This is a genomic window from Amycolatopsis balhimycina FH 1894 (assembly GCF_000384295.1).
GTDB classification, from domain to species: domain Bacteria; phylum Actinomycetota; class Actinomycetes; order Mycobacteriales; family Pseudonocardiaceae; genus Amycolatopsis; species Amycolatopsis balhimycina.
The window spans coordinates 3,406,141-3,432,550 of sequence record NZ_KB913037.1 but is presented as its reverse complement, the minus strand read 5'-3'; the positions used below and the strand labels follow the sequence as shown (position 1 = coordinate 3,432,550).

Sequence of the window (26,410 nt, the reverse complement as noted above, 5' to 3'; positions counted from 1 at the left end):
TCAGTTGGTCTTGGACGTCGGCAGGTGGGCGCCCAGGTACCCGACGTACACCGTCCCCGTGCCGTCGGTGTCGTCGAGGAAGTGCAGGCGCGGCGCCGGGGACTTGAAGCGCTCCAAGGCGATGTGGGCGCCGAAGTAGTCGCGGCCCACCGGGTTCGTCCGGGGATCGACGCGGAACGTGCGGGCCTGGCGGAGCCGTTCGTTCGTGGTCACCGTGTCGGATTCGGCCAGGGCGATGATGTTGGCACTGATCAGCGAACCCGGCTGGCCGGTGCGGGCGAACGCGAGCACGTCCGAGAGCTCGGGCCCCGGGTCCTGGCCCGCGGCGAGCAACGACGTCCGCGCGCCGGCGTAGGCCTCGAGGGTGCGGAGCGCGTCCCATGCCTTGCGGCGCCAGGCAGCGGCTTTCGGGTGGTGGTCGAGGATCGCGGCCGGGGCCGGTTCGGCCGTGATCGCGAGGTGCTTGAGCGTCGCCGCGGCGGTGCCGATCAGCTCGGCGAAGCTGGGGAACTCGTCCGGCGGACGCTCGGCGGCGGCGACCTCGTCGTCCGCGTCGTGGTGGCGGGCGAGCCTGCCCGCCAGCAGCCCGTTGACGCGCCTGAGCTCGTCGCGCTCGGCCTCCGTCTCCTCGAACGCGCGCGCGTAGTCGTCCACTTCCTCTTGCAGCTGCGCGAGCTGGTTCCGCAGGCACGCGACATCGGTGGCGCACGCGTCCTCGAGGCGGCGGCGGAGCGCCTTCACCTCGCAGGCGTGCCGATCCCGCGCCTCGGCGTGGGCCTTCGCCTTCTTCCGCAGGATCGTGATCACGCCCCGCGCCTCCGCGAGTTCGCGCTCGGCGCGGTTGAGTTTCTCGGTCAGCCCGGCGTCGGGCTCGTGCTCCGGCGAAGCGAACGGATCGGCCTCGTACCAGGCTCGCACGCTCGGCACCTCCGCCCACTCGGCCGGCAGGGGCGTCCGGCCGCGTGCCTGGATGAGCTGCGTGATCGCGCCTTCGAGGGCCTCGCCGGAGACCGGGCTGGCGGTCTCGACGAAATCCGGGAGCTGGTCGCACGGCGGCGCGTACAGCCGCGCGCCCAGCGGCACCGCGCAGCCGAGCGGGAGGTGCCGGTTGAGGGTGCGGCGGAAGCGGTCGTCGACGTCGAACACGTTGACCAGGCCGGGCCAGCCCTCGACCGGCACCGTAGGCGGCTCGGTGAGCACCAGCACCGCCGACGTCCGCCACGGCGCCACCAGCGCCTCGCCCAGCAGGTCGGCGAGGTGGTCGCATTCCTTGCGCGACCAGCCACGCATCGCCAGCACCGGCGTTTCGATCGGGATTTCGTCGTTGCCGCTGGCGCCCAGCTCCTCCAGCCCGATCCGCTGCGCGGGCGCTTCGTGGCAGCTGCGCCACGGCCGCGTGCACGCCGCGGCGAGCAGCCACGCCACCCGGTCCTCGCCGGCGTGGTAGCACAGCGAAAGCAATACCTGAACGGAGTAGCGGCCCCCGCTGCCTTCGTAGGCGAACTTCAGGTCGCACCGGCGCGATCCGCCGTCGTCGGACGAGCCGAGGTCGGTCACCGTGTAGCCGTCGTGCTGCCGCTGGCGGGTGATCAACCTGCTGCGCAAGGCGTCCAGGGGGCGTTTTCCCTCGGTGGGGACCAGTCCGTGGTGCCAGATCCGGTGCACCCCCACAGGACTCAACTCCGTTCGCCGGGAACAGGGACCTCTGGCGAAGATAGCGGATCCTGTGACCGTTCGAACGCGGGGCGTCACGTCACGCGCGCGTCCACAGGCAGAACGGATGCCCGGCCGGGTCGAAGCACACGCGGACGTCGTCCTGTGGCTGGAAATCCGCGAGGACGGCGCCCGCGGCGGTCGCCGCCACCGTCGCCTCCTCGAGGTCGTCGACCTCGATGTCGAGGTGCAGCTGCATCTGCTGCGCACCGTCGGCCGGTGGCCACACCGGCGGGACGTGCCCGGTCTCCAGCTGGAACGACAGGCCCGCGCCGCCGTCGTCCGGGCGCAGCGTCACCCACTCCGGTTCGTCGGTGCGGATCGGCCAGCCGAGCAGTTTCGAGTAGAACTCGGCGAGCGCGCGGGGTTCCGGCGTGCCGAGCACGGTGGAGGTGAGCTTCATGATCGGGTGATACCCACCCGGGCCGATCCCTGCCGGGGTGATCCGGTCTGCGTGTCGAAGTAGGCGACCGGCGGGCCGACGTGCCGCCACGACGTCGTCGCGAACACCGCGGCACCCGCCAACGCCAGCAGCGCGGTGACGACGGCCAGGGTGGCGCCGATCCGGCCGAAACCCGGCCGGGTACGCGCGCCGGCGCAGACGCCGAAGACCAGCGCCAGCACGCTGATCGGCAGCAGGGCGAACCACAGGGCGCCGAGAACCAGCACGAACGCCTGCGCGACCCAGGAGTACACCCACGCCGACACCAGCTCCGGCCGGATGATCAGCCAGGCCGCCCAGGTCGCGACCGCCAGCGTCAAACCGGACGCGCCGATCGCGAGCGACGCGATCGCCAGGCCGCGGCCGGGCCGGGTGGTTGTTTCGGTCTCGGCTTCCGGTGCCCCCATGCCGGGAACATCCCGTCCGGACACACCAGCGTTACCGACCGGCGACCCAGTGTCCACAAAGGACCGTTCGCTGACCGGCGGTCACGGCCCGTGCCCGGATCGCCACGGGGCTCCGGGGTGGACTTGGGTGGACTTCGGGTGGACTTCGGGGGTGACCCCGGGTGGCTCCGGAGCCGTCCCTCGCATGGCGGGATGCACGTCCGTAGTGGACGTCGTTACAGACTTCACTCTTTAGGACGTTCCGATCGGGACATCGAGCCTGCTCACGAGGGTCGGACTGACTTTCCGTAGCAAAAACTCTCCCGATCATTGCTCCGTTGTGAAACCATTGGGCCGTTCGCGGGGAGAGGGCCTCGCGAGGGGGACTCACCGTCACGGCCTGCGTCCCCATGCAGATCCCCAGGGGAGAGGAGATCGACCATGTCGACGCCCACGGATACCAAGCCCGAAGAAACCCCGGAGCCGGTCGAGGAGCCGGCCCAGCCGGTGGTCCAGTGGACCGATCAGGACGGCAAGGTTCACGACCACCCGGTCCACACCGACTGCGCGGCCGGCTGCTACCAGGTCGTCAAGCCCTGACCGCACCCGGCTTCGCGTCGCCCGCCTGCTGATCTTCGACCGGTAGGCGGGCTTCCTTTTGCCAACGGCTGTGCTGTCATTAGAGAGTGCCTGTGACGAACCCGGACCCCTCAGACGTCATCGAGTCGGTCCGCGCGCTTCAGCAAGCCGCCGTTGACGCGTCGTGTCTCGGGCGTTTCCACCAGGGAGTCAAGCACCTGCGGCGGGGCATGAGCCTGCTGGACTCAATCCACCCGGTCGCCGGCGAGCACCGCACCGACTGGCTGGTCACCCGGATCAAGGTGGCGAGTACCCTGGCCGGGATGTCCTCGGAGATCACGGGGGACACCGCCGCCGGCTTGGCCGGGCTGGACGACGTGCGGCTGCTCGTGGACGCCGTCGCCGACCCGGCGCTGCGGGCCGAGCTGAACAGCGCCTTGAACCACAACTACGCCATGCGGCTCATGACGGCCGGGCGCCACGAGGGCAGCCTCGCGTCCTTCGACGCCTCCCTCGAGGACAAGGAATACCTGCTTGCCCAGGGCGGCGATCCGGCGCCGCAGATGCGCGCTTTCGTGGTGACCCTGTCGTCCCGTGGCTGGGTGCACACCAAGCTCGGCAACGTGAACGAGGCCCGCGCGGACTTGGTCCGGGCACTGGAGCTGGCGGAGAAGTACGAGGTGCGGGGCGAGGCCGCCGACGTCCGGCGTGTCCTCGGAACGCTCGCGCTGCGGACCGGCGACGTGCCGGAGGCTCTGCGGCTGTTCGAGGAGAGCGAGCGGACGTACCGCGCGCTGGACATGGAGACGCCGGTCCTGCTGCCGATGGAGCAGGCGAAAGCCCTGCTGGCCGCCGGGCTGGCCGACGAAGCCGGGAGTCACCTGGACGACCTGATCTCCCGGCTGACCGCGGACCGCGGCATCGTGGGTCACCTGGGCGTTGCGGAGCTGCTGCGCGCTTCGGCCGCCTTGTTGAGCGATGACGTCGAATTCGCCCGGCAAACCGCCTCCTCCGCCCGCCGGCTCCTGTTGCGGGTGGGCTGCCAGACCTGCGTCGCCAACGCGACCGTCCTCGGTCTGCAGGCCGACGTGCGCGACGCGGTGTCGAGCGGGGCGCTGCCCTCCGCCCTGCCGGTGAGGGCGTTGCGGACCGCGGAAAAGATGCAGCTTCCCCGGCTGGCCGAGCAGGCAGGCACCGCGCGGATGCTCGCCATCCGGCTGGACATCCGGCGCGGGAACCTCAAGCGTGCTGTCGAGACCCTCCGGAAGGTTCCGCGCCCCGGGCAGCTGACGCCCATCGACTACCGGATGCTTCGCCGGCTCTGCCGGGCCGAACTCGCCGTCGCTCAGGGGAACCGGGTCAAGGCGCTCACCGAGATCCGGTCCGGGCTCACCGAGCTGGACGCCGTCCGTGATCGGATGGGTGGGCTCGATCTCGTGTCCGGGACCGCTCTTCACGGCCAGGAGCTCGCCGATCTCGCCGTCAAGCTCGTGCTCGAACGCAACGACGCGCGGCGCCTGTTCGTCTGGCTCGAACGGACCCGCGCCCAGACCTACCGCTACGAACCGCTGTCCGCCGGGACCGATCCGGCGCTCGCCGCCCGCGTCGCCGAGGTGCGGGGGCTCGGCCAGGCGATCCAGGAAGCCCAGCACGACGGGCACCCGATCGCCGGTCTGCGGGCGAAGTACAACGAACGCCTGCGGGAAGCTCAGCGGCTCGGCTGGCACACCGGGCGCTGGGGGAGGCCGCGGCCGTTGGCCGGCCTCCACGAGGTCGTCTCGCGGCTCGGCGAGCGGGCCATGGTCAGCTTCGCCGCTTCCGGTGACGACCTCGTCGCCGTCGTCATCGCCGGGGGTGAGTGCCGGCTCGTGCGGCTCGGGTCCGCCGAAGCCGCCGCCGAGTCGGCGCGCGTGCTGAACGTCGACCTCGACGCGCTCGCGCCCGACAACCTGCCCGAGCGGCTGGCCGAGGTCGTCATGGCTTCGGCGCGCAAGCAGGCGGACAAGCTCGACGCGCAGCTGATCCAGCCGCTGGCCGAGCTGTTCGGCGACCGCGATCTGGTCATCGTCCCGACCGGGCCGCTCTACGCCGTGCCGTGGGGGGTGCTGCCGGGCCTGCGGGGGCGGCCGACCGTGGTCGCGCCGTCGGCGACCGCGTGGCTCGCCGCCGAACTCACGAAGTCGCCGCGTGCCCGCAAGATCGTGCTCGTCCGCGGGCCGGGACTGGCTGGCGCCCGCGGTGAGCTCGAGAAGCTGACCACGCACTACCGCACCGCGACGACGATGACCGGCGCCAAGGCCACGGTGAAGTCCGTGCTGCGCGCGATGGACGGGGCGAAGCTCGCGCACTTCGCCGCGCACGGCGCGCACGAGCCGGAAAACGCGTTGTTCTCCCGGCTCGAACTGGCCGACGGCGCCCTGTTCGGCCACGAGATGGCCGGGCTGCGCCAGCCGCCGCGGCAGGTGGTGTTCGCCGCGTGCGAGCTGGCGCTGAACCGGATCCGGCCGGGCGACGAAGCGCTGGGGTTCGCCAGCGCCTTGCTGGCGAGCGGCTCCCGGACGGTGATCGCGCCCCTCTCCCGCGTCGGGGATCTCGCCTCGGCGGCCGCGATGGACGACTACTACCGCGCGCTGGCGATCCGGGACAGCCCGGCGCTGGCGCTGGCCGACGCGATCGCGGTGGATCCGTTCCGGCGTCCGTTCGTGTGCCTCGGCGCGGGCTGAGCCGAACCGGTCGCCCGGCCGGCGCCGGCTCTAGGCTGCCCGGCATGACCGGACTGCTCACCGAGCGCCTGCGGCAGGCTTCCGACAACGCCGTCGCGACGTGGACCGCCCTCGCCCGCGCCCGCGGTGACGACGTGCTCGAACGTCCCGCCTTCACCGCCATCGACGGGCGCCGGTTCCGGATCATGGTGCGGAGCGCCGATCCCGGCGAGGCCGCGGTCGTCGAACTGACCGAACTCGCCCGCGCGCGCCGGGAGGACGGGCGGACCGTCGTCGTCGAGGATCCGTTTCGCGTGCTCGACCTCGGGGCGCTGGGGATGACCGCCGGGCAGCTGCCCGTGCTGGTCTGGGAACCCGCGCCGGTGCCGGACCCCGGCGGGATCTCCCGCGTGACCACGGCCGAGGCTCTCGGGAAAGCCGAAGACCTCATCGTGCACGGCTTTCCGCTGGAGGAGTACCAGCCGCTCCGGGCGGGCGCGGTGTTCCCGCCGGCGTTGCTCGCGCAGGACGGCCCCGCCTTCTTCGCCCACGGGCACGTCGGCGCCTGCCTCACGATGGCTCACGGCGGGGTCGGCGGCGTCTACTGGGTGACGACGCTGCCGGAGCATCGCTCTCGCGGCATCGGCCGCGAACTGATGTACGCCGTGCTGCGGCACTTCGAAGACGTGCCCGTCACGCTCTCCGCTTCCCGGTCCGGCCGCCCGCTCTACGACAAGCTCGGGTTCGTCCACCTCGGCGACGCGAACTGGTGGCGCTGACCGGGGAGCTTCGGGCTGTAGTCGCCCAGTAGGGTGACCCCGCACGACGCCGACAGGGTGGAGGTCGTTCGATGGCACGCACGGGCGGTGAGGGAGAGCTTCCCTCGGTCGCCGAACTGGTGGACCTCTCGCAGACGAGGCCACTGGTGATCCGCGGCGAACTCGACGCGAAGCTCGCCGAGGAATCCGAGCCCGCCCCCGACCTCCTGGCCGTGCTCGACGCCGAACTGGCCGCGGAAGAGCCCGGAGAACGTCCCCAGGAGAGCCCGCCCGCCGACCGGTCCCGCCGCGCCAAGCCGTACGTCCTCGCCGCGGGCGCGGCCGTCGCGCTCGGATTGGCCGCCGTCGTGCTGTTCCAGCCGCAGCAGGTCGGCGGGACGGCCGTCCCGCCGCCGGGGGCGTCCGTCCCGGCCCAGCCGCCGGCTTCGAGCGAAGCGGTGGAGACGATGAGTGCCTCCGCGGCGCCGCCCCCGCTCACCGCCAAGGTGCACGACTCTCCGGTCGAGACCACGCACGCGCCTGCCGCGGCGGGACGCAAACCCGCGCCCGCCGACACGACGACGGCGCCGTCGACATCGTCGCTGTCGCCGGAGGACCAGTGGCGCGCGTACATGAGTTCGGTGGTCAGCTCGTGGCAGCAGCACGGCCACGGCGGCCGGAACCGCTGATCGGCCGTTCACCCCCACCCGGGCCACGCGCCGAACGTTCAGCGGGGCCTGAACATCAGCACGAAGCCGGCGCCCGAAAGGGCCAGCGCGGCCAGGAAGAACCCGCCGTGCACCGCGTTGCCCGTCACGGCGTCCCCGACCAGCTGCACCACCAGGTCCACGATGCCGAGCGCGCCTGCGATCCCCAGCGCGACCCGGGCGCCTTTCACCCCGCGGTGGACGCCGTGGACGAGCAGCGCCCAGAGCCCGGCGCAGACCGCGAAGAGGAGCACCGCGACCGGCAGCGGGACGGCTCCGGTGATCGCGGTGGCGCTGCCCGTCAGCCGGCCGGCCAGCGTGCCGAGGAACCAGCACGCCGTCGCGCCCCACCAGGCGAGGGCGGCGCGCGGCGCCGGGGTCGCGGACATGGCCGGAGCGTAGGCCCGGATCGCCCGGCTCCGAGACAGTCGTGAACCGAACCGTTACGCGCCCGGTGTCACACCGGAGTGCTATAAAGCGCTACCTCAGTGGGACCGGTTCCGCAGCCGGTGCCGCTAGGGTGATCGTCTGGATCCGCTGACTCGAGAGCAGCCGAACGGGAGAAGCCGGTGACCGCCGCGCACGACCTATCGTGGGATCCCGGCACCCGCCTGCGGGTGCTGCTGATCGAGGACGACGACGGCGACGCGCTGCTGGTCGAGGAGATGCTGGCGGACACGTCGGTGGAGTACTCACTCGAACGCGTCGAGACCCTTTCCGCCGCGCTCGGCGGCCCGCTCACCGCCGACTGCGTCGTGCTCGACCTGCAGCTGCCCGACGCCATGGGCCTGTCCGGCCTGACCAAGCTCGGCCAGCACGCGCCCGGCGTCGCGGTGGTCGTCCTGACCGGCCAGCACGACCAGGCCACCGGCGTCGCCGCGGTCGCCGCCGGCGCGCAGGACTACCTCGTCAAGGACCAGGTGGACGGGCCGCTGCTGGTGAAGGCGCTGCGCTTCGCCCGCGAACGCAAGCGTGCCGAGCAGGTCGAGCAGCAATTCCTGCAGCAGCAGCTGCTCGCCCGCGAAAACGCGCGGCTCGAACGCGGCCTGCTGCCCAGCCCGCTGCTGCGCGACCCGCACCTCGACCTGGCCTCCCGCTACCGGCCCGGCCGCAACGGTTCCCTGCTGGGCGGCGACTTCTACGACGCGATCGAGCTCGCCGACGGCGCCGTGCACATGATGATCGGCGACGTCTGCGGCCACGGGCCCGACGAGGCCGCGCTCGGCGTCGCGCTGCGCATCGCGTGGCGCTCGCTCGTGATGGCCGGCCTGCCGATGGCCGACGTGCTGAGCATGGTCGAGCGGGTCCTGGTGCACGAACGGATCGAGCCGCTGTTCGCCACCGTCTGCATGGTCGTCATCGCGCCGGACCGGAGATCCCTGCGCCTGTCGCTGGCCGGGCACCTCCCGCCGCTGCTGCTCACCCCCGGCGACGGGCATCTGCTCACCGGGAGGAGCCTCGGCGTCCCGCTCGGCATCGTCGACGGCGCCAAGTGGGACGCCGTCGAAGTGCCGCTGGAGCCCGGATGGTCGTTGCTGCTGTACACCGACGGCGTGTTCGAGGGCCGTGTCGGCGCCGGCTCCGAGCGGCTCGGCCACGAGCGGATGGCCGCGCTGGTGCTCGACATCAAGCGGGAGACCGGGATGCACGGCCGGGACCTGCTCGACGAGCTGATCGCCCGGGCCGAACGGCTCAACTCCGGACCACTCGACGACGACGTCGCCCTCGCCCTGCTCAGCCACGATCACGGAGACCCGGCCGATGAGCGTTGACGTCCGCCGCTGGCCGATCGGCCGCTGGCTCGCCCTGCTCGCCGTCGGCGAGACCGTGCTGCTGCTCGCCGCGCTGGTCGGGGGCGGGATCGCGCTGAACAACCTCACCGACGCCCGCAACCGCCTGCTCGACGTCATCGGGCCGCAGCGGCTCGGTGCCATCCAGTTGTCCACCGCACTGCTGAACCAGGAAACCGGAGTCCGCGGCTACCAGCTGGGCCGGCAGCCGGACTTCCTCGCGCCCTACACCGACGGCATGCGGGCGGAGGCCGACGCCGTGGCTCAGCTGCGGCAGTACGGCGCGGTGCCGGGCACCGGAATCGGCGACGATCTGGAAGCCGTGCTGCGGGCGGCCGCGACGTGGCAGGCCACGGCCGCGCCCACCATCGCGCCCGGCGCGCCGCCGGTCACCCCGGCCCAGGTCGAGCGCGGCCGGGTGCAGTTCGTCGCGGTGCGCGCGGCCCTCGACACCCAGCTCGCCCACCTCGCCGCGGTCCGCGACACCGGGCGTGCCGAGCTGGACGCGGCGGCCAGCTTCCTGAACGCGATGCTGGTCGCCGTCGCCGTACTGGTCCTGCTGCTGTTCGCGGTGCTGTTCCTCGGCTTGCGGCAGGTGATCACCCGGCCGATTCTGCGGCTGGCCGGTGAGGTCCGCCAAGTCGCCGAGTCCGACGTCCACCACCCGGTGCACGGGAGCGGGCCGCGCGAGATCGCCCAGCTCGGCGCCGACGTCGAGGCGATGCGGCAGCGCATCCTCGACGAGGTCGCCGAACTCGAGCGGGCGCACGCGCTGCTGGACCGGCGGACGCGGGAGGCGGAGCAGTCCAACGCCATGCTGGACCGGCGGACGCGCGAGCTGGAGCGGTCCAACGCCGACCTGGAGCAGTTCGCCTACGTCGCTTCGCACGACCTGCAGGAGCCGCTGCGGAAGGTGGCCAGCTTCTGCCAGCTGCTCCAGCGGCGGTACCAGGGGCTGCTCGACGAGCGCGGCGAGCAGTACATCGAGTACGCCGTCGACGGCGCGAAGCGGATGCAGGTGCTGATCAACGACCTGCTGGCGTTCTCCCGGGTCGGCCGGCGGCCGGGCGAGCACGTGCTGGTCGACGCGGGCGCGCTGGTCGACGACGCGCTCGGGAACCTGGACGTCGCGCTGTCGCTGAGCGGCGGCAAGGTCAGCCGCGGCGCCCTGCCCGAGGTGCGCGTCGAGCCGGCCCTGATGACGGCGGTGTTCCAGAACCTGATCGGCAACGCGCTGAAGTTCAAGGGCGAGGCGCCGCCGGAGGTGCGGGTCACCGCCGAGCGCGACGGCGAAGACTGGGTGTTTTCCGTGTCGGACACCGGGATCGGCATCGACGCGGAGTACGCGGAACGGGTGTTCGCCTTGTTCCAGCGGCTGCACACACGCACCGCGTACCCGGGCACCGGCATCGGCCTGGCCCTGTGCCGCCGGATCGTCGAGCACCACGGCGGCCGGATCTGGCTCGACACCGAGGCTTCGGACACGACGTTCCGCTTCACCCTGCCGGCCGGCGAAGACAAGGGGGACGCATGAGCCAGGCGCCCGCCCCGATCGACATCCTGCTCGTCGAGGACGATCCCGGGGACGTGCTGATGACCCGGGAAGCGTTCGAGCACCACAAGATCCGCAACGCGCTGCACGTCGTGAGCGACGGCGTCGAGGCGCTCGAGTTCCTCAAGCGCGAGGGCCGCTTCGGGGAGGCACCGCGGCCGGGGCTGATCCTGCTCGACCTCAACCTGCCCCGCAAGGACGGCCGGGAGCTGCTCGGCGAGATCAAGCGCGACCCGGGGCTGTGCACGATCCCGGTGGTCGTGCTGACCACGTCCGAAGCGGAGGAGGACATCCTGCGCAGCTACGAACTGCACGCCAACGCCTACGTCACCAAGCCGGTCGACTTCGAGAAGTTCATCGAGGTGGTCCGGAAGATCGACGATTTCTGGGTCACCGTGGTGCAACTGCCCCACCGGTAGCCGTTTGGCGGGGAGTCGGGCACGATAAGTGGCCGTGACCTCTTCATCACGGGACCTCCCCGCCACCGAGCTGGCGGTCACGCTCGACTGGCGGGGGCGGGCCGCAGTGCTGGGCGTGGCGGGGGAGATCGACCTGCTCAGCGCGCCGGAGTTCGCCGACGTCGTCGACGCGGTGCTGGCCAGGGAGCCGGAGAAGCTGGTGGTCGACCTGCGCGAGGTGACGTTCTTCTGCTCGGCGGGCCTGCAGGTGCTCGCGGCGGCGCACCGCAGGCTGGCCGAGCGCGCGCTGCGGGTGGTGAGCGACTCGGCGGTGACGTCGGGACCGCTGAAGACCACCGGGCTCGACACGTGGATCGGCCTCCACGCGACGATCGACGAGGCGCTCCACCCGTGACGGGCGCCGGACGAGCTCCGATGGCCGAACCGGCGGGTCCGTTCCGCTGCCACGGCGTGGAAGCGGTCCCGCAGGTCCTGCGGCGGCTTCGCCACGACCTGATGGCGTGGGTCCTCGCGGCGGGCGTCGACGAGACCCGGGCCCAGGACATCGTGCTGGCCAGTTACGAGGCGCTGGCGAACGTGGCCGACCACGCTTACGACGGTTCGGGTTCGGGAGTCGTCGACCTCGACGCCGCGGTGCATCCGGACCGGATCGAGGTGGTGATCCGCGACCACGGCCGGTGGCGGATCCCGGTGGCGGACCTGCGGCCGGTTTCCGTGCGGGGACGCGGGTTGCTGCTGCTGCGGGCGAGTGCCGACCGGGCGGACATCACCTCCGGCGACGAGGGAACCGTCGTCACCCTGGCCTGGGACCTCCGCCGGGCGTCGTGAACGACTCTTTCCTGTCGTCGGAGGGCCTGTTGTTTTTTGTGTTGGCTGTCTGGGGGGGGCTGAGACGTGCCGTCCCGGTGTGCGGGCCGGGGTGTCCGGCCTGGTGCTAGGTGGTGCGGAGTCGGGTGGTGGTGATGCCTTTGGTGCGGAGTTTGAGCAGGTTGGTGACGGCGGCGGCGAGGGAAAGTTCGGCTTGGACGGCGGCCAGGCCGCGTCGGGCGAAGCGGCGGAGTCCGCGGCGGTCTTTGACCCAGGCGTAGGGTGTTTCGATCATCGGGGCGCGTTGTTTGTAGAGGGCGTGCCCGTCGGGGGTGCGGAGCCGGTGGTTCATTTTCTCGCGTGGGGTGGCGTTGTCGGGTGGGTCGCCGGTGGCGGGGTCGGTGACGGCGCGCCGGTCGATGACGTGGCGTTTGGCGTCGGCGATGAGCCGGTCCGGGCCGTCGGTGGTGAGGTTGGTGTCGGAGTCGTAGCCGGCGTCGCCGACCATGGTTCCCACGGTGAGGTCGGTGCGGCCGGTGCGTTCGGCCAGGTGCGCGGCGGTGGCGGTGACGTCGTCTTTGGTGGGGATGAACTGTTCGAGGTCGTTGGCGTCCTGGGTGGCGCGGGCGGAGATCAGGAACTCGTCGGTGCTGGCCGCGGTCTGGCAGTTGTAGCCCTGGACCCAGCCGTTGCGGGTCTTGAGCAGCCGCGAGTCCGGGTCGGTCAGGTTCGCGGTCAGCCGGTCCTTTCCGGCCTGTCCGGGCACTGCCGATGCGGCGGGCTGGCCTGCGGCGGGTGCGGTCTGTCCGGCGGCGGTCCGCTCGGTGTGAGCGCGTGCTGCCTCGTAGGCGGCGCGGGCCGCGCGGACCTTGTGGTGCTCGTCCGGTGCCACCATCCGCCCCGGCGGGCGGGGACGGGCCAGGAACTCGGCATAACGGGCCTGGGCCTCGGCCTGCAGGCGTTCCCAGCGGGCCCTGGCCACCGCCACCCGGTCCGCGCCCTTGGGCGGGGCCCCGGCCCGGGTGGCGCCGTCGGCGACTGCCTGGTCGTAGGCCCGGGTGGTCTCGGCCTGCTCGGCCGCGGCCCGCTCGGCCTTCTCGCGCCGGGCCTGGATCTGTTCCAGCGCCTGGCTGATCCGCTGGTCACGGTGCGTGCGGTCCATCCCGGGCGGTGGTTCGTCCCCGCGCCGGTCGGCGCCGAAGCGGGCGTCCTCGGCCGTGTCGGTCTCCGCGACGGTGGCCAGGAACTGCTCGGCCTGTGTGCGCAGGTAGTCCTCGCTGCGGTTGGTGTCCTTGCTGGCGTTCGCCGCGATCTTGGTGCCGTCGAAGGCGACCACCCCGAGTGACACCATGCCCAGCTGCGCGGCCAGCACCAGCGACTCGGTGAGCAGGTCGGTCAGCGCGGCCTCGTGGTGCTGGCGGAACCGGGCCAGCACGGTGTGGTCTGGCACGTCTTGGGCGCAGATGATCCGGAACGCCACATCCGTGTGACACAGCCGTTCGATCTGGCGTGAGGAGGACTCCCCATGTGCCATGGCATACACGAACAGGGTGAGCAGCATGTCCGGGTCGTAGCCCCGCCGCCCGACACCGCCGCGCTTCGCGCGGCGGTGAAACGCCGTGGTGTCCAGCCGTGCCACCGCCGCGATCACGAACCACACCAGATGATCTTCTGGCAGCCACTCTGTCATCGACGGCGGCAGCAGAAACTCCTGCCCACGATCAACCGGCCGATAATCCCTTGCCACACCACGATCATCCCCGCCGACCACCGCTACCAGCAAGATCATCACCACGTGTCAGGCAACCAAAAAGCAACAGGCCCCGGACGACAGGAAAGAGTCGTTCACGACATCGCACTAGCCCTTGACCACGGCGCCGGTCTTCGGGTCGAGCGTCACCCGGCGTGCCTGCGGCCACCAGAAGTTGAACATGCCGTTCAACGAGCCGGCCCGGGAGTCGAACGACGAGTCGCCGATGCCGCCGGTGCACCAGTTGTCCTCGATGAACTTCAGGATCGAGGTCTGGTCCGTCACCGTGTGGTCGACGTGGTTCACCTTGCTGTACGGCGAAATCACCAGCAGTGGCAGCCGCGGGCCGTAGCCGCAGCGGTCGGCGTAGGCGCCCACCTTCGTCGGCTTGGCCGTGCAGATCGCCTGGTCCTCGGCCGCGTCGTGCGAGCCGTTGACGGTCGGCGACTTCTGGTGGTCGTACCAGCCGTCCGAGTCGTCGTAGGCCAGGACGATCGCCGTCGACTTCCAATCCGGCGACTGCTGGATCTTGTTGATCTCGCTGACGACGAACTGCTGCTCGTCCAGCGGGTCCGAGTAGCCGGCGTGGCCGTCCTGATAGTTCGGCGCCTTCAGGAAGCTCACCGCGGGCATCGAACCGGCCTGCAGGGAGGCGTCGAAGTCCGCGATGTCGTACTGGTGGTTGGCGCGGTCGGTCTGGCCGATCGCCGCGACCGACGACGGCGGCAGGTGCTTCGGGTTCGCCGTCGACTTGTAGTACTGGAACGGCTCGTGGTGCGGGTTGTAGTCGGTGGCCGTGTTGCCGCCGATGTTCTTGTGCGTCTGGCCGCACACCGCGAACCCGTTGGCCGTGCCGGTCGGCTTGAAGCCGCCCTGGAACCAGCCCCACGTGACGTGCCGGTCGTTGAGCAGGTCACCGACGTTGCGGCCGCTCATCGCCGCCAGGTTGTCCGTGCTCGTGTGGTTCTTGTCCGAGCAGTCGTCCCACGCCGGGTCCGGGTCGTTGATGACCGTGCCGACCCCCTTGGCGTCGGGCGAAGCCACCACGTACGTGTCCGAAGTCGGCTCGTGCGTCACCGGAGTGACCGCCTGGACGCCGTGCGTCTGGCCCGAGATCAGGTTCAGCGCACCCGGCGTCGACGGGCCGAACACCGTGTTGAACGAGTTGTCGTTCATCGCGTAGTGCTGCGCGTAGTTCCACATGCCGGTGACGGTGTTGCCGTCGTAGTAGTCCATCACCAGGCCCGGCTCGCCGAACAGGATCGGCTGGCCGGTGCACTTGTCGGTCTCGGTCTTCTCGACGAACTTGTCCATCTTGCCGCCGTTGTAGGCGGCCTGCTCCGCGCTGTACTCGTGGTTCTGGTCGCAGGTCAGCGCCTGCTCGTGCGTGAGCCGCTTCGGGTTGTACGCGTTCGGGTTGTCGGTCAGCAGCTTGTGGTCGAGGCCGTTGACCTTCGGGGTGCCGTGCGCGGCGGTGAACGGCGTGCCGTCGGTGTTGGCCGCGTTCGGGTAGGTGCCGAAGTAGTGGTCGAACGAGATGTTCTCGCCGAAGATGACCACGACGTGCTTGATCGGCGTGGCCGTGGGGATCCAGTGCGCGGGGAACAGGTTCAGCGGCTGGGCCTCCGCGGTGCTCGCCGCGGAGCCGGTGACGACGGCCAGCGTGGCGACCGACGCGAGCGCCCCGGCGCCGAGCAGGCCCCGCCGTCGCCGTCGTGTTCTCTTTTCCACAGTGGATTTTCCTTTCCTGGTGGGTTTCGCCTTCAGGCGAGCAGGGAGCGCCCGAAGTGGTCGTCCGGGCCGGTGACGCCCGGCAGCGCGAAGAAGTAGCCGCCGCCGAACGGGGAGATGTAGTCGGTCAGGGGTTCGTCGGCCAGCCGCTTCTGGACCGCCTCGAACTGGCGCTCCAGGTCCTGCTGGTAGCAGACGAACAGCAGGCCCATGTCGAGGTTGCCGTTGCTGTCGATGCCGCGGTCGTAGTTCACCGCGCGGCGCAGGATGCGGCTGGGGTCGGTCTCCGGGGTGCGCGGGTTCGCCTTCCGGATGTGGCTGGTCAGCGGGATCACCGTGCCGATCGGGTCGTCGGCGTACCGGGGGACGTCGGTCTCCTCGGTGCCGTCGAGCGGGGCGCCGGTGTCGCGGCGGCGGCCGAACATGTTCTCCTGCTCCGCCAGCGAAACGCGGTCCCAGAACTCGACCAGCATCCGGATCAGGCGGACCACCTGGTAGCTGCCGCCGGCGGTCCACGCCGGTTCGCCGCCGCCGTTCGTCCACACCAGACTGTCCACATCGGACCCGGTCGGGTTGGCGGTGCCGTCCTTGAACCCCATCAGGTTCCGCGGGGTCCCTTCCGGGCGGGGCGGTGAGCTGAACCCGGTGAGCTTCCAGCGCAGCTGCATGCCGCCGCGGGTCGCGCGGGCGATGTCGCGCAGCGCGTGCAGCACGGTGTCGGTGGAGTTCGCCGACAGGGCCAGGCTGAGGTCGCCGTGGCACTGCGCGGGGTCCAGCGCGTCGTTCGGGAACGTCGCCATCGGCTTCAGCTTGGCCGGCTTGAGCTTCGCCAGGCCGTAGCGGTCGTCGAAGAGCGACGCGCCGACGCCGAGGATGACGCCGAGATCGCCGCCGGGCACCACGGGCCCCAGCACGCCGGAGTCGGCGGGCGGCGCGGTGATCCCGAGCGCGGCGGGGGCGCCGCCGGCGGTCAGGAACCGGGCCCGGTCGGTGATCGCGCGGAAGAGATCGGTCAGCTCGGCCTTGGAGTCGGCGACGACGTCGAACGACGCGACGATGGTCTGCGTCGGCGGTTTCCGCAGGATGGCGGCCTGGTTCGGCCCGTGGAACGGGACGGGCGACCTGCTGTCGGTGACGGCGGCGGAGGCCCCCAGTCCCGCCCCGGCGGCGACGGTGAGTCCCGCGCCCATCGCGGCCCGGCGCAGGAAAGAACGGCGAGGCAGGTCCGTCATGACACCCTCCTCGGCTCGGCGATCGCGGCGATCGGGGCCAGCAGTTCGGTCAGCTCGCTCACGTCGGCGTTCAGCTTCTGCCGGTCCCGCGGAGACAGCTGGGCCAGCGGTGTCCAGCTGCCGTCCGGCCGGTGCGCGGCGTCCAAAGCGGATTGCGTGCGCGTCAGCCAGGAGTCCACCTTGGACAGATCCGGGTAGCGCGGCGTCAGCAGCGGGCGCAGGACGTCCAGCACCGCGCGCGTGCCGTCGAGGTTCGCGCGGGCCGTGGCCAGGTTCGTGCCGCTGCCGTAGTCGGTGCGGCCGGTGAGTTCGAACTGCAGCGTGTTCTCCATGATCTCGTGCGCGCGCAGCGCGAGGTCGTTGCCGTCGACCTGGCTGTCGGCGAAGGACGCCTGCAACGCGCGGGCGCCGGTGTCCAGCTGGTCGGCGACGGCCGCGAGCGCGCCGAGGTCCTCGCCGTGCCAAAGCCCCTGCTCCAGGCGGTGGAAGCCGGTGAAGCCCGGGTCGGCCGGGCCGCCGGGCAGGCCGTCGGCCGTGCCGTTGAGCGCGCCGTCGGAGTCGCCGAACGCGTCGTAGGCCGCGCCCAGCCCCTCGTAGGTCAGGTGCGCCGTCAGCCAGGCGGCCTCGCTCGCCGCGCGGTCGCCGCCGTGGACGGCGTTCTTCAGCGCGCCGGTGTTCGAGACGAACTCGCCGAGCCCTGTCGTCACGTGCTGCTGGTAGGCCTTGAGCGGGCCGAGCAGGTCGTCGTGCGTCACCGGCGCGACGCCCGGCCCGGTCCGTTCGGCCCCGCCGGTGACCCGCACGGCCGGCCCGACGATGGCGGAGGCGTCCTCGGGCAGGCAGCGGAACGCGTAGCTCCCGTTGCCCAGGTTGACCCGCAGCGGCCGGGTCGTCGCCGGGCCGAGGCCCTCGACCTCGCCGTAGACGACGCCGGTCGCCGGGTCGATCAGGTCGACCTCCGCGGTCACGGACCCGGTGTTGTGCAGGCGGAACGTCTGCGGACCGGGTTTCGGGTCCGCCCAGCCGGTGCCGCACGCCGAGCGCGACACGGCGATCTCGGGGTCGCCCGCGGCCGCGCTGTCCGGCCAGAACGCCACCACGGCCCCCGCCGCCGCGGCCACGACCACGCCCGCCACGACCCAGCGTGTTCGCACTGACCCCGGCACGCACACTCTCCCGTCACTCGATCGGACCATCGTCGATCCGGATTATGCGAGCCTGGCGCCCGGAAAACCGCATCGGATAGGGCCAAGAGAAGGGAATTCACCGGGACTTCAGCCAGTCGCCCACGAAAGGGGGAGGATTCAGACTTTTCTCTGTGGGAATTCTGTCTGGTTCGACTGGTTTGCCGGGGTCACCGGAGGGGAACGCCGGTCTCCAGGAGCGTCTTCAGGCTGGACATCAGCGCGGGCCAGCCCTGGCTGCACATGGCCAAGACCGTGCTGCCGGGGTCGAAACCGTCGTGCACCACCGTCAGCTTCACCATTTCTTTTATGGCCCCGGCTCCGTGCGGTTCCAGGGTGAAGGTGACTTTCGTACGGCTTTCCCGCCGCAGTTTCGCGAGAGTTTCTTCGTCGACGCCGGCGCCCGCGGCCCATTCCGACGTGAAAGTGTGCCAAGTGTAGGAGAGCCGGCGGTACGGATCCGATTCGAGGACGACCTGCCCGGGGTCGGTGGTTTTCGTCCCGTTTTCGGACCACGCCATCGGCGAGCCCTTTTCCCAGTCGGTTTCGAAGGTGACACCCCAGTACTGCCGGGTGAAGGCCGGTTCGGTAAGCGCTTGCCAGAGTTTTTCGGGGGTCGTGTTGATGTAGGTGGTATAGGCGAATTGGTTCATCGGCGTCGACTCCAAAGCTCGTTTCAGGTCGGCCAGCGCGCCCGCCCGCTGCCGGTCGTAACGGGTCATCCAGCGCTCGGCGATCGCGTTGATCGGCGCGGCGTCGAGGTAGTGCAGTTTTTCCCGGCCGCGCCAGGTCGTCGTGACCAGCCCGGCCGCCTCGAGCACGGCCAGGTGCTTGCTCACGGACTGGCGGGTCATGGCCATCCCCGCGCAGAGTTCGCGCAGGGTTTGGCCGTTGCGCTCGTTCAGCACGTCCAGCAGCCGTCGGCGGCCGGGGTCGGCCAGCGCCTTGAACGCCTCGTCCATCGCGCCTTCCTCGTGCCATGCAGTCATCTGGCTGCCTTTTTCACGATAGGCAGCCAGACGGCTGCATGTCAACCGGGGATCAGCGGAACCGGATCACCGTGCTGCCGGCCAGCACGAAGAACACCAGGATGACCAAAGTGCCGGTCTGGCCGCCGGACGACCGCGTCACGACCTGGTCGACGGCCCCGGTCAGCCGCGCTCCGCACTCGGCGACGACGGTGTGCCGCCCGGCCTCGATGCGGGTGAACTCGACCGGCGCGGTGAAGGCGCCGGAACTGTCGGTCAAGGCGGAGCCGACTTCGGCGCCGTCGGACGTCAGCGTCACCATCCGGCCGGGGACGCAGCCCTTCCCGGAAGCGGAGAGCGGCTCGCCGGGCTTGACGCTCGGCCGGTCGAGCACCAGTTCACCGGGCTTCGGCTCGGTGCTCGACGTCGTGGGGGTGCCCGGTGTGACCGGGGTCGTCGTCGGCGGGGTGCTCGTGGTCGTCGGCGGGGTGGTCGTCGTCGCGGGCGGCGTCGTGGTGGTGCCGGGCTTGCTCGGCCGCGGGGTCACCGGCGGAGGCGGCGTGGTGGTCACCGGGGGCGGCGGGGTCGCGGTGGGGGTGGGGGTGGGGGTCACCGTGAACCGGCTGCCGGCGCTGAGCGGGCCGCCGGTCCGGGCGTTGGTGCACGTGCCGGTGACCGGGTAGGTGCCGGGCTGCGCGCCGGCGGGCACGGTAGCCGCGACCGTGCCGCTCGGGTTCTGCGGATCGGCGTTCGCCGACCACGTCGGCGTGCCGTTCCAGGAAAAGGTGACCGGGCCTTTGCAAGGGTAGAAATTCCACGAAATGGTGAAGGAACTGCCCGCCTTGCCGCTCGACGGTTTCAAACCAACCGACGACGTGTATTGTGCGTTGGCGTTGCCTGCGAACGCGAGCAGAAGCAACGTTCCGGCCACGGCGCCGAAAAACAGCCGAACCACGGATCGCATTGGGACGTCCCTCCCCGGTGTGTGCTCGCTGTAGCATTCCGGACCAGTCGGATAACGCAAGTAGGGGATGCCCAATGGGACGTGTCATCGCGGCGGGGGTTGCGTTGGGTTTCTGCGTGGTGCTGCTCGGCGCACCACCCGCGTCGGCCCAGTCCGGTTCGGCTCAGTCCGGATCGCTCGGCGTGCAGGCGTCGATCGACCGCCGGCCGATCGAGGACGCCACGGTCGCGATCGACCCGGCGAACCAGGTCGAGCTGCAGGTCATCGCCACCAACTCCGGCACCGCGCCGGTGAAGGTCCGCAGTGTCCGGCTGTCCGGCGTCGCCCTGGCGCTCACCTTCTTCGCCTACGACACGACAGCGCCCTTCGAGGTGCCGGCACACGGCTCGGTGAGCCGGACGTTCGTGCTCGACCTCGGCGACCTGACCGGGCAGGCGACCGGGCTGCTGCCGTCGTCGGTCGAACTGCTCGACGCCCAGCGCGGCACGCTCGGCGAGGCGACGACGGTCGCCGACGTCCGCGGCTCCCTCTGGTCGGTGTACGGCGTCTTCGGCCTGGCGATGCTCGTGCTCACGATCCTGGCCTGGGTGACCTCGCTGCTCGCGCTGGCCCGGCACCGGCTGGCGCCCAACCGCTGGCGCCGCGGCCTGCGGTTCCTGCCCGCCGGGTTCGGCACCGGCCTGGTCGCGGTGATCAGCCTGTCGGTGCTGCGGCTGGTCCCGCCCGAGCCGGCGGTCGAGATCCCGGTGGTGCTCGGCGCCGCCGCGATCGCGTTCCTGCTCGGCTACCTGACACCGCACCCGGCGCCACCGGCCGTCGCGGAGAGTGACACCACCGTCCGGCTGGCGGTACCGAACACGCAGGAATTCACCCGATGAGCGCACCGGCCGAGCTGGTCGCCGCCCTGCCGCAGTACGACATCGGGGAGTCGATCGGCGAAGGCGGCATGGGCGTCGTGTTCGCCGGCGTGCACCGGACGCTGGGCCGCAGCGTCGCGATCAAGCAGCTGCCCTGGGACATCCTCAACCACGCGGCGAGCAGCGAGCTCTTCGACCGTGAGGCCAGGGTGCTGGCCAGCCTGGACCACCCGCACATCGTGCCGGTCTACGACTACGTCCGCACCGGCCGCGAGCACCTGCTGGTGATGGAACGGCTCGACGGCGGCACCGTGCACAGCCGGTTCCACGGCGGCGGCGTCAGCGGCGAACAGGCGTGCGCGATCGGCCTGGCGATGCTCGCCGGGTTGCACGCGGCGCACCGGGCCGGGGTGCTGCACCTCGACGTCAAGCCGCGGAACCTGCTGTTCAACCTGCAGGGCGTGGTGAAGGTGGCCGACTTCGGCATCGCCCGGGTGATCAGCGAGGGCGCCACGCTCGTCACGCATGGTGGCGAGATCCTCGGCACCCCGGCGTACATCGCCCCGGAGCAGGCAATGGGCAACGCACTGAGCCCGGCGGCCGACGTGTACGCGGCGGGCACGGTGCTCTATGAGCTGTTGTCCGGTCAGCTCCCGTTCGACAACACCCGTGGCGCGATCAGCATGATGCGCCAGCACATGTTCACCGACCCGCGCCCGATCGCCGGCGTGCCGATGCCGATCGCCGGGGTGGTGATGCGCAGCCTGGCGCGCGAGCTGGACGCGCGTTACCGCGAGGCGGAGTCGTTCGCGGCCGACCTGGCGGCGGCGGCCACCGCGGTTTACGGCGCGGGGTGGCTCGAGCGCGCCGGCGTGCCGGTGCTGCACCTGACGCCCCGGATGATCGCGGGCCTCAACTCGGCCACGGCGCCGGCCCCGCCGGCGGAGTCCCCGACGCGGCCGGTCCGGCGGCCCGGCATCCCGGACCCGACGCTGGTGGGAGCGCCGGGTGGCACTTCGAATCCGCCTCTCGGTCCATCGCGGGGGCAGGACTCGACCAGCGGTCCTACGTCCGCGCCGGGTTCCGGTGCTGCCGTGCTGTGGCTGCGGCTGGCCGCGGGGGCCGCCGCGATCGTGCTGGTCGTGCTCGCCCTGCTCAATCCCGCGCGGCTGCCGCACGAGGCGTCGCCCACCCTGCGCCTCGGCGGCGCGCCCGTGTCCGCGCCGGTCGAGGTCGATCTCAGCAAACCGCTGGTCATGACCGGGACCGGCAATCCGGGCCGGGTCACCCTCGACCTTTCCGCGGCCGGGATCCCGCTCGGGTCGGCGTCGACCGAAGCGAAGCCCGAGGGAAACGGCTTCACCGCGCAGCTCACCCTGCCGGGGATCGCGCGGTGGATCGTCGGTGGCGCCGTCACCGCCGATGTACGAACTGGTACGTCCACGCAGACGTTCACCCTGCTGACCAGCCAGCACCCGCTGGCCAGCGCCATGGGCGCGGGCACTCTCATCCTGGCGTTGTTCGCCCTCGCCTACCTCGAATCGGGACTGCGGACGATCCGCAACGGCCACCGCTGGCGAGGCGCGGCGGTCGGCGGCCCCGTGCTGGGGCTCCTGTTCGGCGCCGCGGTGTGGCTGTGCGTGTCGGTGCTGCGCGTCCACGAGCCGTCGCCGGGGTTCGGCGCCGGGTGCGCGGTGGCGGGCGCGGTCGCCGCCGGGTTGGTCGTCGCGGCGGCGCGCCGCCGAGCGTCCACAGTGGTCAGTCGACCATCCGGACGGTGACGTGCGGGCTGTAGCTCTTGCGCCGGCTCCAGCCCAGTTCGGCGCACAGGCTCAGCTGGATGGCGCGGTCGGCGGGGGCCCAGTACCCGGTCCGGACGAAGTAGCCCTCCATGGTGTTCAGCGCGATGAGGCTCTTGCGGGCCGAGCACATCTCCCAGCCCCACTGGCGCCCGCTCTTCTCGACGCCGTTGCGGCGCACGGAGATCCGCGGGTTGCCGACGGCGCGGATGTCGGCGTCGCCCTCGGTGACGTAGACGACGCCGTCGATCTTGTAGAACCGGTTGTTGTCGAGCAGGGACACCTGCCCGGAGAGAGCGACTCCGACCCGGGCGCCTTCGTCGCCCGTGAGCGTCCAATCGAGACAGAATTCCTGGACCGGGAGTTCCAGCGACTGGGTCATGACGAGTTCCCCTGTTCTACCGAGCGTCCCTTTCAGAAGATAGGGATTTTCCGGACGCCGGGAAGGGGACGGCGTGATCTTCACCCGAAGCGGTTCCGGTGGCCGGATGCCTTGGCGCGCATGGGTTTTCAGGCGAGTGGGTGACGTGGGGCACGGGGTGTGACAACCGGGATTCCGGTCGGGTGGTGTTCGCGGCACGGGTGGTTCGGCGCGGCTCGCCGTCACCCTGCGTGAGTCGAAGGTAAAGGAACCATTACTTTCGCCGGGACGTTGGGCAGTCATGAGCGAGCCCACTGTCATCGAGCTCGGCCCGCGCGACCTGCTCGTCGTGGCGGGGCTGCCCGGCGCGGGCAAGACGACCATGCTCCGGCACGCCGCCACCGGGCTGCCGGTCCTGGATTCCGACCAGGTCCGCGTCCGGCTGGCCGCGGCGGCCCCGGCGGTGCCGTACCGGTGCTACCGGCCGGTGGTGCACGCGTGGCACCGGCTGCGGATCCTCGGACGGGCGATCGGGGCGGCGGGCCCGATCGTGGTCCACGAGCCGTCGACGCGCGCGTCCACCCGGGCCCTGTTGGCCATGGTCGGCGCGGTGAGCGGCCGCCCGGTGCGGCTGTTGTTCCTCGACGTGACGGCTTCGCAGGCGCTGGCGGGCCAGTGCAGCCGTGGTCGTTTGGTGCGGCGGCGGTCGTTCGCGCGGCACGTCCGGCGGGTGGGGAAGTGGCGGGAAGACCTGCTCGCGGACCAGGTCCCGACGGGGTGGCGCAGCGTCCAGGTGATCGACCGTGCCGCGGCGACCCGCACGCGTCTGGTGGCCAAAGTCCTCGTGGACTGCTGAGCGCTCGCGGGGTCGGCTTGCGTGCCCGGCGGGGCGGCCCGCGTGATTTGGGCCGGGACTCGCGTGATCCGAGGCGGATCTCGCGTGTCTGGAGGCGGATCTCGCGTGATCAGGGGGCGATCTCGCGTGATGGGAGGGGGCATCACTCGTATCGGGCGGGTCGCGCGAGGGGGTGGTGAGGGTTGGTCTGGACATTTCTCGTATTGGTCCAGACAATTAGGGTCTCTCCCTGACTGGAGGACCCGATGAGGCGTTCCAGACTGTCCGTAGCCCTCGCCGCGTTCGTGCTGGCGCTCTCCGGTCTGCCGGCCGGCCCCGCCGAGGCGGCCAACCTCCTCGCCAACCCCGGCTTCGAGGCCGGTTCGCTCTCGGGCTGGACCTGCGCCAACGCCACCGCCGTCACCAGTCCCGTGCACTCGGGCGGCTACGCGCTGGCCGGCACCCCCGTCGGCGCCGACTACGCCCAGTGCGCGCAGACCGTCTCCGTTCAGCCGAACACCACCTACACGCTTTCCGCGTGGGTGCGCGGCAACCCCGTCTACCTCGGCGTCACCGGCGGCGTCTCGACCTGGTCCGGCAACGGAAGCGCCTACAACCAGCTGAATCTCACCTTCACGACCACCGCCGGCCAGACCTCCGCCCAGCTCTACCTCCACGGCTGGTACGGCACCGGCACCTACTACGCCGACGACGTCGTCCTCGACGGCCCCGGCGGCAACACCCCCGGCACGCCCGGCGCGCCCGGGACGCCGTCGGTCACCGCCGTCACGTCCTCCTCGATCGCCCTGAGCTGGGGCGCGTCCGCCGGCACCGTGACCGGGTACCGCGTCTACGAGGGCAGCACCGCCGTCGCGACCGTCACCGGAACGAGTGCCACCATCGGCGGCCTGAAAGCCTGCGAAACGCACAGTTACTCCGTGGCCGCCTACAACTCCGCCGGTGAGTCGCCGCGCAGTGCCGCCGCCACCGGGAGCACCACCGGCTGCGTCGACACCGGCCTGCCGAAGCACGCCCTCATCGGCTACCTGCACGCCAGCTTCGCCAACGGCTCCGGCTACGTCCGGCTGGCCGACGTCCCCGCCGCCTGGGACATCATCGACCTGGCCTTCGGCGAGCCGACGTCCGTCACCTCCGGGGACATCCGCTTCGCCCGGTGCCCCGCGAGCGAATGCCCGAACGTCGAGAGCGACGCGGACTTCATCGCCGCCGTCAAGGCGAAGCAGGCGCAGGGCAAGAAAGTACTGATCTCCATCGGCGGGCAGAACGGCCAAGTCCAGCTCACCACCACCGCGGCCCGCGACAAGTTCGTCAGCTCCGTCTCGGCGATCATCGACAAGTACGGCCTGAACGGGCTCGACGTCGACTTCGAGGGCCACTCGCTGTCGCTCAACGCCGGGGACACCGACTTCCGCAACCCGACCACCCCGGTGATCGTCAACCTGATCTCCGCGCTCAAGTCGCTCAAGGCCAGGTACGGCTCCGGCTTCGTCCTGACGATGGCCCCGGAGACGTTCTTCGTGCAGGTCGGCTACCAGTTCTACGGCGGTACGAGCGCCGGCGACGCGCGGACCGGCGCCTACCTGCCGGTGATCGACGCGCTGCGGGACTCCCTCACCGTGCTGCATGTCCAGGACTACAACTCCGGACCGGTGATGGGCCTCGACAACCAGTACCACACCATGGGCGGCCCCGAGTTTCACATCGCGATGACGGACATGCTCAAGGCCGGCTTCAGCGTGGCGAACACCGGCCGGTTCTTCCCCGGCCTGCGGCCGGACCAGATCGCGATCGGGCTGCCCGCGGCCGTCAGCGCGGGCAACGGCTACACCTCGCCCGCCGACGTCCAAACGGCGGTGAACTGCCTGGTCAAGGGCAGCGGCTGCGGCTCGTACGCGCTGCGCGGCGGCACGTCGACCGCTTTGCGCGGCCTGATGACGTGGTCGGTCAACTGGGACAGGTACTACAACTGGGAGTTCCAGAACAGCCACGAACCCTTCCTCAATGGACTGCCGTGACACACTGCTCGGCGTGGTGAAACCGCCGCAGGGCGAGTCCGTGCTCTCGCGCGTCGTCCGCATCTTCGAGACGTTCGGGCCGGACACCCCGGCGTTGCGCGTCACCGACATCGCGCGGCGGGCCGGTCTGCACGTCGCGACCGCGTCGAGGCTGGTCGACGAGCTCGTCGGGCACGGCTGGCTGCGGCGCGATCCCGACCGGCGGGTCCGCGTGGGCGTCCGGCTGTGGGAGCTGGCTTCGCGCGCGTCCCCGACGCTCGGGCTGCGCGAAGCGGCGATGCCGTTCATGGAGGACCTGCACGCCGTCGTCGGGCATCACACCCAGCTCGCGGTGCTGGAGGACCGCGAAGTGCTCTTCGTCGAGCGGCTCTCGGCACCCGGCGCGACGCTCAACGTGACGCGCGTGGCCGGGCGGCTGCCGCTGCACGCGTCGTCGTCCGGGCTCGTGCTGCTCGCCCACGCTCCCGCCGACCTGCAGGAACAGGTGCTGGCCGGTCCGCTGGAGGCCTTCCGCCGGACCACGCTGACCGAGCCCGCGCGGCTGCGCCGGTTCCTCGCCGACGTCCGCCGGAACGGCTACGCGTTCTGCGCGGGCTTCATCGACGAGGAGACGACCGGTATCGCCGTCCCGCTGCGGGGGCCGGGCGGCGACGTCGTCGCGGCGCTGTCGGTGATCGTGCCCAACGACCGGAACGCGCGGATGCAGATCCCCGCCCTGCAGGCGGCGGCGCGCGGCATCTCGCGGGCGATGGGGAATTCCTCTCACTGAATGAGAATGACGTAGTCGTCGGCGGTGCGGCCGTTCCATGCTCGGGCTTTCCGCGGGAAAGGACGTTCG

At 71.3% G+C, this 26,410-nt stretch carries 25 protein-coding genes; 14 read left to right on the top strand and 11 right to left on the bottom strand.

What is annotated here, in order from left to right; genetic code table 11:
• The 3 genes from A3CE_RS0114620 to A3CE_RS0114610 all read right to left on the bottom strand — a co-directional run bounded on the left by A3CE_RS0114620 (position 1) and on the right by A3CE_RS0114610 (position 2,562).
• Complete coding sequence (locus A3CE_RS0114620; RefSeq protein ID WP_020640838.1) at positions 1 to 1,671, bottom strand: hypothetical protein; 1,671 nt, start codon at positions 1,669 to 1,671, stop codon at positions 1 to 3.
• 82 nt (positions 1,672 to 1,753) lie between these two features.
• Positions 1,754 to 2,116, bottom strand: coding sequence for a VOC family protein (locus tag A3CE_RS0114615; protein WP_020640837.1), 363 nt, complete (start codon positions 2,114 to 2,116; stop codon positions 1,754 to 1,756).
• Positions 2,113 to 2,562 (bottom strand): hypothetical protein, encoded by a 450-nt coding sequence (locus tag A3CE_RS0114610; RefSeq protein ID WP_020640836.1) that lies wholly within the window; start codon positions 2,560 to 2,562, stop codon positions 2,113 to 2,115. The genes A3CE_RS0114615 and A3CE_RS0114610 overlap by 4 nt, the downstream gene beginning before the upstream one ends.
• Before the next feature lie 420 nt (positions 2,563 to 2,982).
• On the opposite strand from A3CE_RS0114610, the gene A3CE_RS57405 reads away from it, so the two are divergent.
• From A3CE_RS57405 to A3CE_RS0114590, 4 genes are all read left to right on the top strand, one after another.
• Positions 2,983 to 3,141, top strand: a complete 159-nt coding sequence (locus tag A3CE_RS57405) for a hypothetical protein (RefSeq protein WP_020640835.1) — start codon at positions 2,983 to 2,985, stop codon at positions 3,139 to 3,141.
• 209 nt (positions 3,142 to 3,350) lie between these two features.
• Entirely contained in the window at positions 3,351 to 5,843 is a 2,493-nt protein-coding gene (locus A3CE_RS0114600) for a CHAT domain-containing protein (RefSeq protein ID WP_020640834.1), read from the top strand.
• Between the two features lie 44 nt (positions 5,844 to 5,887).
• On the top strand, positions 5,888 to 6,601 hold the full coding sequence (locus A3CE_RS0114595) for a GNAT family N-acetyltransferase (RefSeq protein ID WP_020640833.1): 714 nt from the start codon (positions 5,888 to 5,890) through the stop codon (positions 6,599 to 6,601).
• Between the two features lie 71 nt (positions 6,602 to 6,672).
• Positions 6,673 to 7,269: a hypothetical protein gene (locus A3CE_RS0114590; RefSeq protein ID WP_026468488.1), complete on the top strand. Its 597-nt coding sequence runs from the start codon at positions 6,673 to 6,675 to the stop codon at positions 7,267 to 7,269.
• Positions 7,270 to 7,307: 38 nt separating this feature from the next.
• Here A3CE_RS0114590 and A3CE_RS0114585 read toward each other — a convergent pair whose 3' ends face one another.
• Positions 7,308 to 7,676 (bottom strand): hypothetical protein, encoded by a 369-nt coding sequence (locus tag A3CE_RS0114585; RefSeq protein WP_020640832.1) that lies wholly within the window; start codon positions 7,674 to 7,676, stop codon positions 7,308 to 7,310.
• Positions 7,677 to 7,856: 180 nt separating this feature from the next.
• Between A3CE_RS0114585 and A3CE_RS0114580 the strand changes: the two genes are divergently transcribed.
• From A3CE_RS0114580 to A3CE_RS0114560, 5 genes are read left to right on the top strand one after another with little or no spacing between them, the layout of a single operon-like run.
• Complete coding sequence (locus A3CE_RS0114580; protein ID WP_020640831.1) at positions 7,857 to 9,059, top strand: PP2C family protein-serine/threonine phosphatase; 1,203 nt, start codon at positions 7,857 to 7,859, stop codon at positions 9,057 to 9,059.
• Positions 9,049 to 10,611, top strand: a complete 1,563-nt coding sequence (locus A3CE_RS0114575; protein ID WP_020640830.1) for a sensor histidine kinase — start codon at positions 9,049 to 9,051, stop codon at positions 10,609 to 10,611. Before A3CE_RS0114580 ends, A3CE_RS0114575 begins: the two co-directional genes overlap by 11 nt.
• A complete protein-coding gene (locus tag A3CE_RS0114570) occupies positions 10,608 to 11,048 on the top strand; it encodes a response regulator (RefSeq protein WP_020640829.1) in 441 nt (146 codons plus the stop codon). The genes A3CE_RS0114575 and A3CE_RS0114570 overlap by 4 nt, the downstream gene beginning before the upstream one ends.
• A 34-nt stretch (positions 11,049 to 11,082) precedes the next feature.
• Positions 11,083 to 11,442, top strand: coding sequence for an STAS domain-containing protein (locus A3CE_RS0114565; protein ID WP_051183911.1), 360 nt, complete (start codon positions 11,083 to 11,085; stop codon positions 11,440 to 11,442).
• Positions 11,443 to 11,462: 20 nt separating this feature from the next.
• The gene (locus tag A3CE_RS0114560) at positions 11,463 to 11,876 is read left to right on the top strand and encodes an ATP-binding protein (RefSeq protein ID WP_020640827.1); all 414 of its coding nucleotides are present in this window, start codon (positions 11,463 to 11,465) and stop codon (positions 11,874 to 11,876) included.
• 106 nt (positions 11,877 to 11,982) lie between these two features.
• Here the strand turns inward: A3CE_RS0114560 and A3CE_RS51120 are convergent, their stop codons facing one another.
• The 6 genes from A3CE_RS51120 to A3CE_RS58615 all read right to left on the bottom strand — a co-directional run bounded on the left by A3CE_RS51120 (position 11,983) and on the right by A3CE_RS58615 (position 19,684).
• Positions 11,983 to 13,545 (bottom strand): transposase, encoded by a 1,563-nt coding sequence (locus tag A3CE_RS51120; RefSeq protein ID WP_020638536.1) that lies wholly within the window; start codon positions 13,543 to 13,545, stop codon positions 11,983 to 11,985.
• A 168-nt stretch (positions 13,546 to 13,713) separates the two neighbouring features.
• Positions 13,714 to 15,336: a phospholipase C gene (locus tag A3CE_RS0114550; protein WP_020640825.1), complete on the bottom strand. Its 1,623-nt coding sequence runs from the start codon at positions 15,334 to 15,336 to the stop codon at positions 13,714 to 13,716.
• 32 nt (positions 15,337 to 15,368) lie between these two features.
• Positions 15,369 to 16,568 (bottom strand): Dyp-type peroxidase, encoded by a 1,200-nt coding sequence (locus tag A3CE_RS0114545; RefSeq protein ID WP_020640824.1) that lies wholly within the window; start codon positions 16,566 to 16,568, stop codon positions 15,369 to 15,371.
• Complete coding sequence (locus A3CE_RS0114540; RefSeq protein ID WP_026468487.1) at positions 16,565 to 17,722, bottom strand: EfeM/EfeO family lipoprotein; 1,158 nt, start codon at positions 17,720 to 17,722, stop codon at positions 16,565 to 16,567. The genes A3CE_RS0114545 and A3CE_RS0114540 overlap by 4 nt, the downstream gene beginning before the upstream one ends.
• A 200-nt stretch (positions 17,723 to 17,922) precedes the next feature.
• Complete coding sequence (locus A3CE_RS0114535) at positions 17,923 to 18,714, bottom strand: ArsR/SmtB family transcription factor (RefSeq protein ID WP_020640822.1); 792 nt, start codon at positions 18,712 to 18,714, stop codon at positions 17,923 to 17,925.
• 79 nt (positions 18,715 to 18,793) lie between these two features.
• Complete coding sequence (locus A3CE_RS58615) at positions 18,794 to 19,684, bottom strand: hypothetical protein (RefSeq protein ID WP_245589523.1); 891 nt, start codon at positions 19,682 to 19,684, stop codon at positions 18,794 to 18,796.
• 74 nt (positions 19,685 to 19,758) lie between these two features.
• On the opposite strand from A3CE_RS58615, the gene A3CE_RS0114525 reads away from it, so the two are divergent.
• Positions 19,759 to 20,562, top strand: coding sequence for a hypothetical protein (locus A3CE_RS0114525; protein WP_084641564.1), 804 nt, complete (start codon positions 19,759 to 19,761; stop codon positions 20,560 to 20,562).
• A complete protein-coding gene (locus tag A3CE_RS0114520) occupies positions 20,559 to 22,322 on the top strand; it encodes a serine/threonine-protein kinase (protein WP_020640820.1) in 1,764 nt (587 codons plus the stop codon). The genes A3CE_RS0114525 and A3CE_RS0114520 overlap by 4 nt, the downstream gene beginning before the upstream one ends.
• Here the strand turns inward: A3CE_RS0114520 and A3CE_RS0114515 are convergent.
• Positions 22,300 to 22,722: a hypothetical protein gene (locus A3CE_RS0114515; protein ID WP_020640819.1), complete on the bottom strand. Its 423-nt coding sequence runs from the start codon at positions 22,720 to 22,722 to the stop codon at positions 22,300 to 22,302. The two genes, A3CE_RS0114520 and A3CE_RS0114515, sit on opposite strands and share 23 nt — an antisense overlap.
• Before the next feature lie 280 nt (positions 22,723 to 23,002).
• Between A3CE_RS0114515 and A3CE_RS0114510 the strand changes: the two genes are divergently transcribed.
• The 3 genes from A3CE_RS0114510 (at position 23,003) to A3CE_RS0114500 (ending at position 26,341) form a co-directional block, all read left to right on the top strand.
• The gene (locus A3CE_RS0114510; RefSeq protein WP_020640818.1) at positions 23,003 to 23,557 is read left to right on the top strand and encodes an AAA family ATPase; all 555 of its coding nucleotides are present in this window, start codon (positions 23,003 to 23,005) and stop codon (positions 23,555 to 23,557) included.
• Between the two features lie 245 nt (positions 23,558 to 23,802).
• Positions 23,803 to 25,572, top strand: a complete 1,770-nt coding sequence (locus A3CE_RS0114505; protein ID WP_026468484.1) for a chitinase — start codon at positions 23,803 to 23,805, stop codon at positions 25,570 to 25,572.
• On the top strand, positions 25,559 to 26,341 hold the full coding sequence (locus A3CE_RS0114500) for an IclR family transcriptional regulator (RefSeq protein WP_020640816.1): 783 nt from the start codon (positions 25,559 to 25,561) through the stop codon (positions 26,339 to 26,341). Before A3CE_RS0114505 ends, A3CE_RS0114500 begins: the two co-directional genes overlap by 14 nt.
• Positions 26,342 to 26,410 lie beyond the last annotated feature (69 nt).

Coding starts and splice junctions, on each gene's coding strand:
- A3CE_RS0114615 (WP_020640837.1), bottom strand. CDS start 2,116: ATGAAGCTCACCTCCACCGTGCTCGGCACGCCGGAACCCCGCGCGCTC.
- A3CE_RS0114610 (WP_020640836.1), bottom strand. CDS start 2,562: ATGGGGGCACCGGAAGCCGAGACCGAAACAACCACCCGGCCCGGCCGC.
- A3CE_RS57405 (WP_020640835.1), top strand. CDS start 2,983: ATGTCGACGCCCACGGATACCAAGCCCGAAGAAACCCCGGAGCCGGTC.
- A3CE_RS0114600 (WP_020640834.1), top strand. CDS start 3,351: ATGAGCCTGCTGGACTCAATCCACCCGGTCGCCGGCGAGCACCGCACC.
- A3CE_RS0114595 (WP_020640833.1), top strand. CDS start 5,888: ATGACCGGACTGCTCACCGAGCGCCTGCGGCAGGCTTCCGACAACGCC.
- A3CE_RS0114590 (WP_026468488.1), top strand. CDS start 6,673: ATGGCACGCACGGGCGGTGAGGGAGAGCTTCCCTCGGTCGCCGAACTG.
- A3CE_RS0114585 (WP_020640832.1), bottom strand. CDS start 7,676: ATGTCCGCGACCCCGGCGCCGCGCGCCGCCCTCGCCTGGTGGGGCGCG.
- A3CE_RS0114575 (WP_020640830.1), top strand. CDS start 9,049: ATGAGCGTTGACGTCCGCCGCTGGCCGATCGGCCGCTGGCTCGCCCTG.
- A3CE_RS0114570 (WP_020640829.1), top strand. CDS start 10,608: ATGAGCCAGGCGCCCGCCCCGATCGACATCCTGCTCGTCGAGGACGAT.
- A3CE_RS0114560 (WP_020640827.1), top strand. CDS start 11,463: ATGGCCGAACCGGCGGGTCCGTTCCGCTGCCACGGCGTGGAAGCGGTC.
- A3CE_RS51120 (WP_020638536.1), bottom strand. CDS start 13,545: ATGACAGAGTGGCTGCCAGAAGATCATCTGGTGTGGTTCGTGATCGCG.
- A3CE_RS0114545 (WP_020640824.1), bottom strand. CDS start 16,568: ATGACGGACCTGCCTCGCCGTTCTTTCCTGCGCCGGGCCGCGATGGGC.
- A3CE_RS0114535 (WP_020640822.1), bottom strand. CDS start 18,714: ATGGACGAGGCGTTCAAGGCGCTGGCCGACCCCGGCCGCCGACGGCTG.
- A3CE_RS58615 (WP_245589523.1), bottom strand. CDS start 19,684: ATGCGATCCGTGGTTCGGCTGTTTTTCGGCGCCGTGGCCGGAACGTTG.
- A3CE_RS0114525 (WP_084641564.1), top strand. CDS start 19,759: ATGGGACGTGTCATCGCGGCGGGGGTTGCGTTGGGTTTCTGCGTGGTG.
- A3CE_RS0114520 (WP_020640820.1), top strand. CDS start 20,559: ATGAGCGCACCGGCCGAGCTGGTCGCCGCCCTGCCGCAGTACGACATC.
- A3CE_RS0114515 (WP_020640819.1), bottom strand. CDS start 22,722: ATGACCCAGTCGCTGGAACTCCCGGTCCAGGAATTCTGTCTCGATTGG.
- A3CE_RS0114510 (WP_020640818.1), top strand. CDS start 23,003: ATGAGCGAGCCCACTGTCATCGAGCTCGGCCCGCGCGACCTGCTCGTC.
- A3CE_RS0114505 (WP_026468484.1), top strand. CDS start 23,803: ATGAGGCGTTCCAGACTGTCCGTAGCCCTCGCCGCGTTCGTGCTGGCG.
- A3CE_RS0114500 (WP_020640816.1), top strand. CDS start 25,559: ATGGACTGCCGTGACACACTGCTCGGCGTGGTGAAACCGCCGCAGGGC.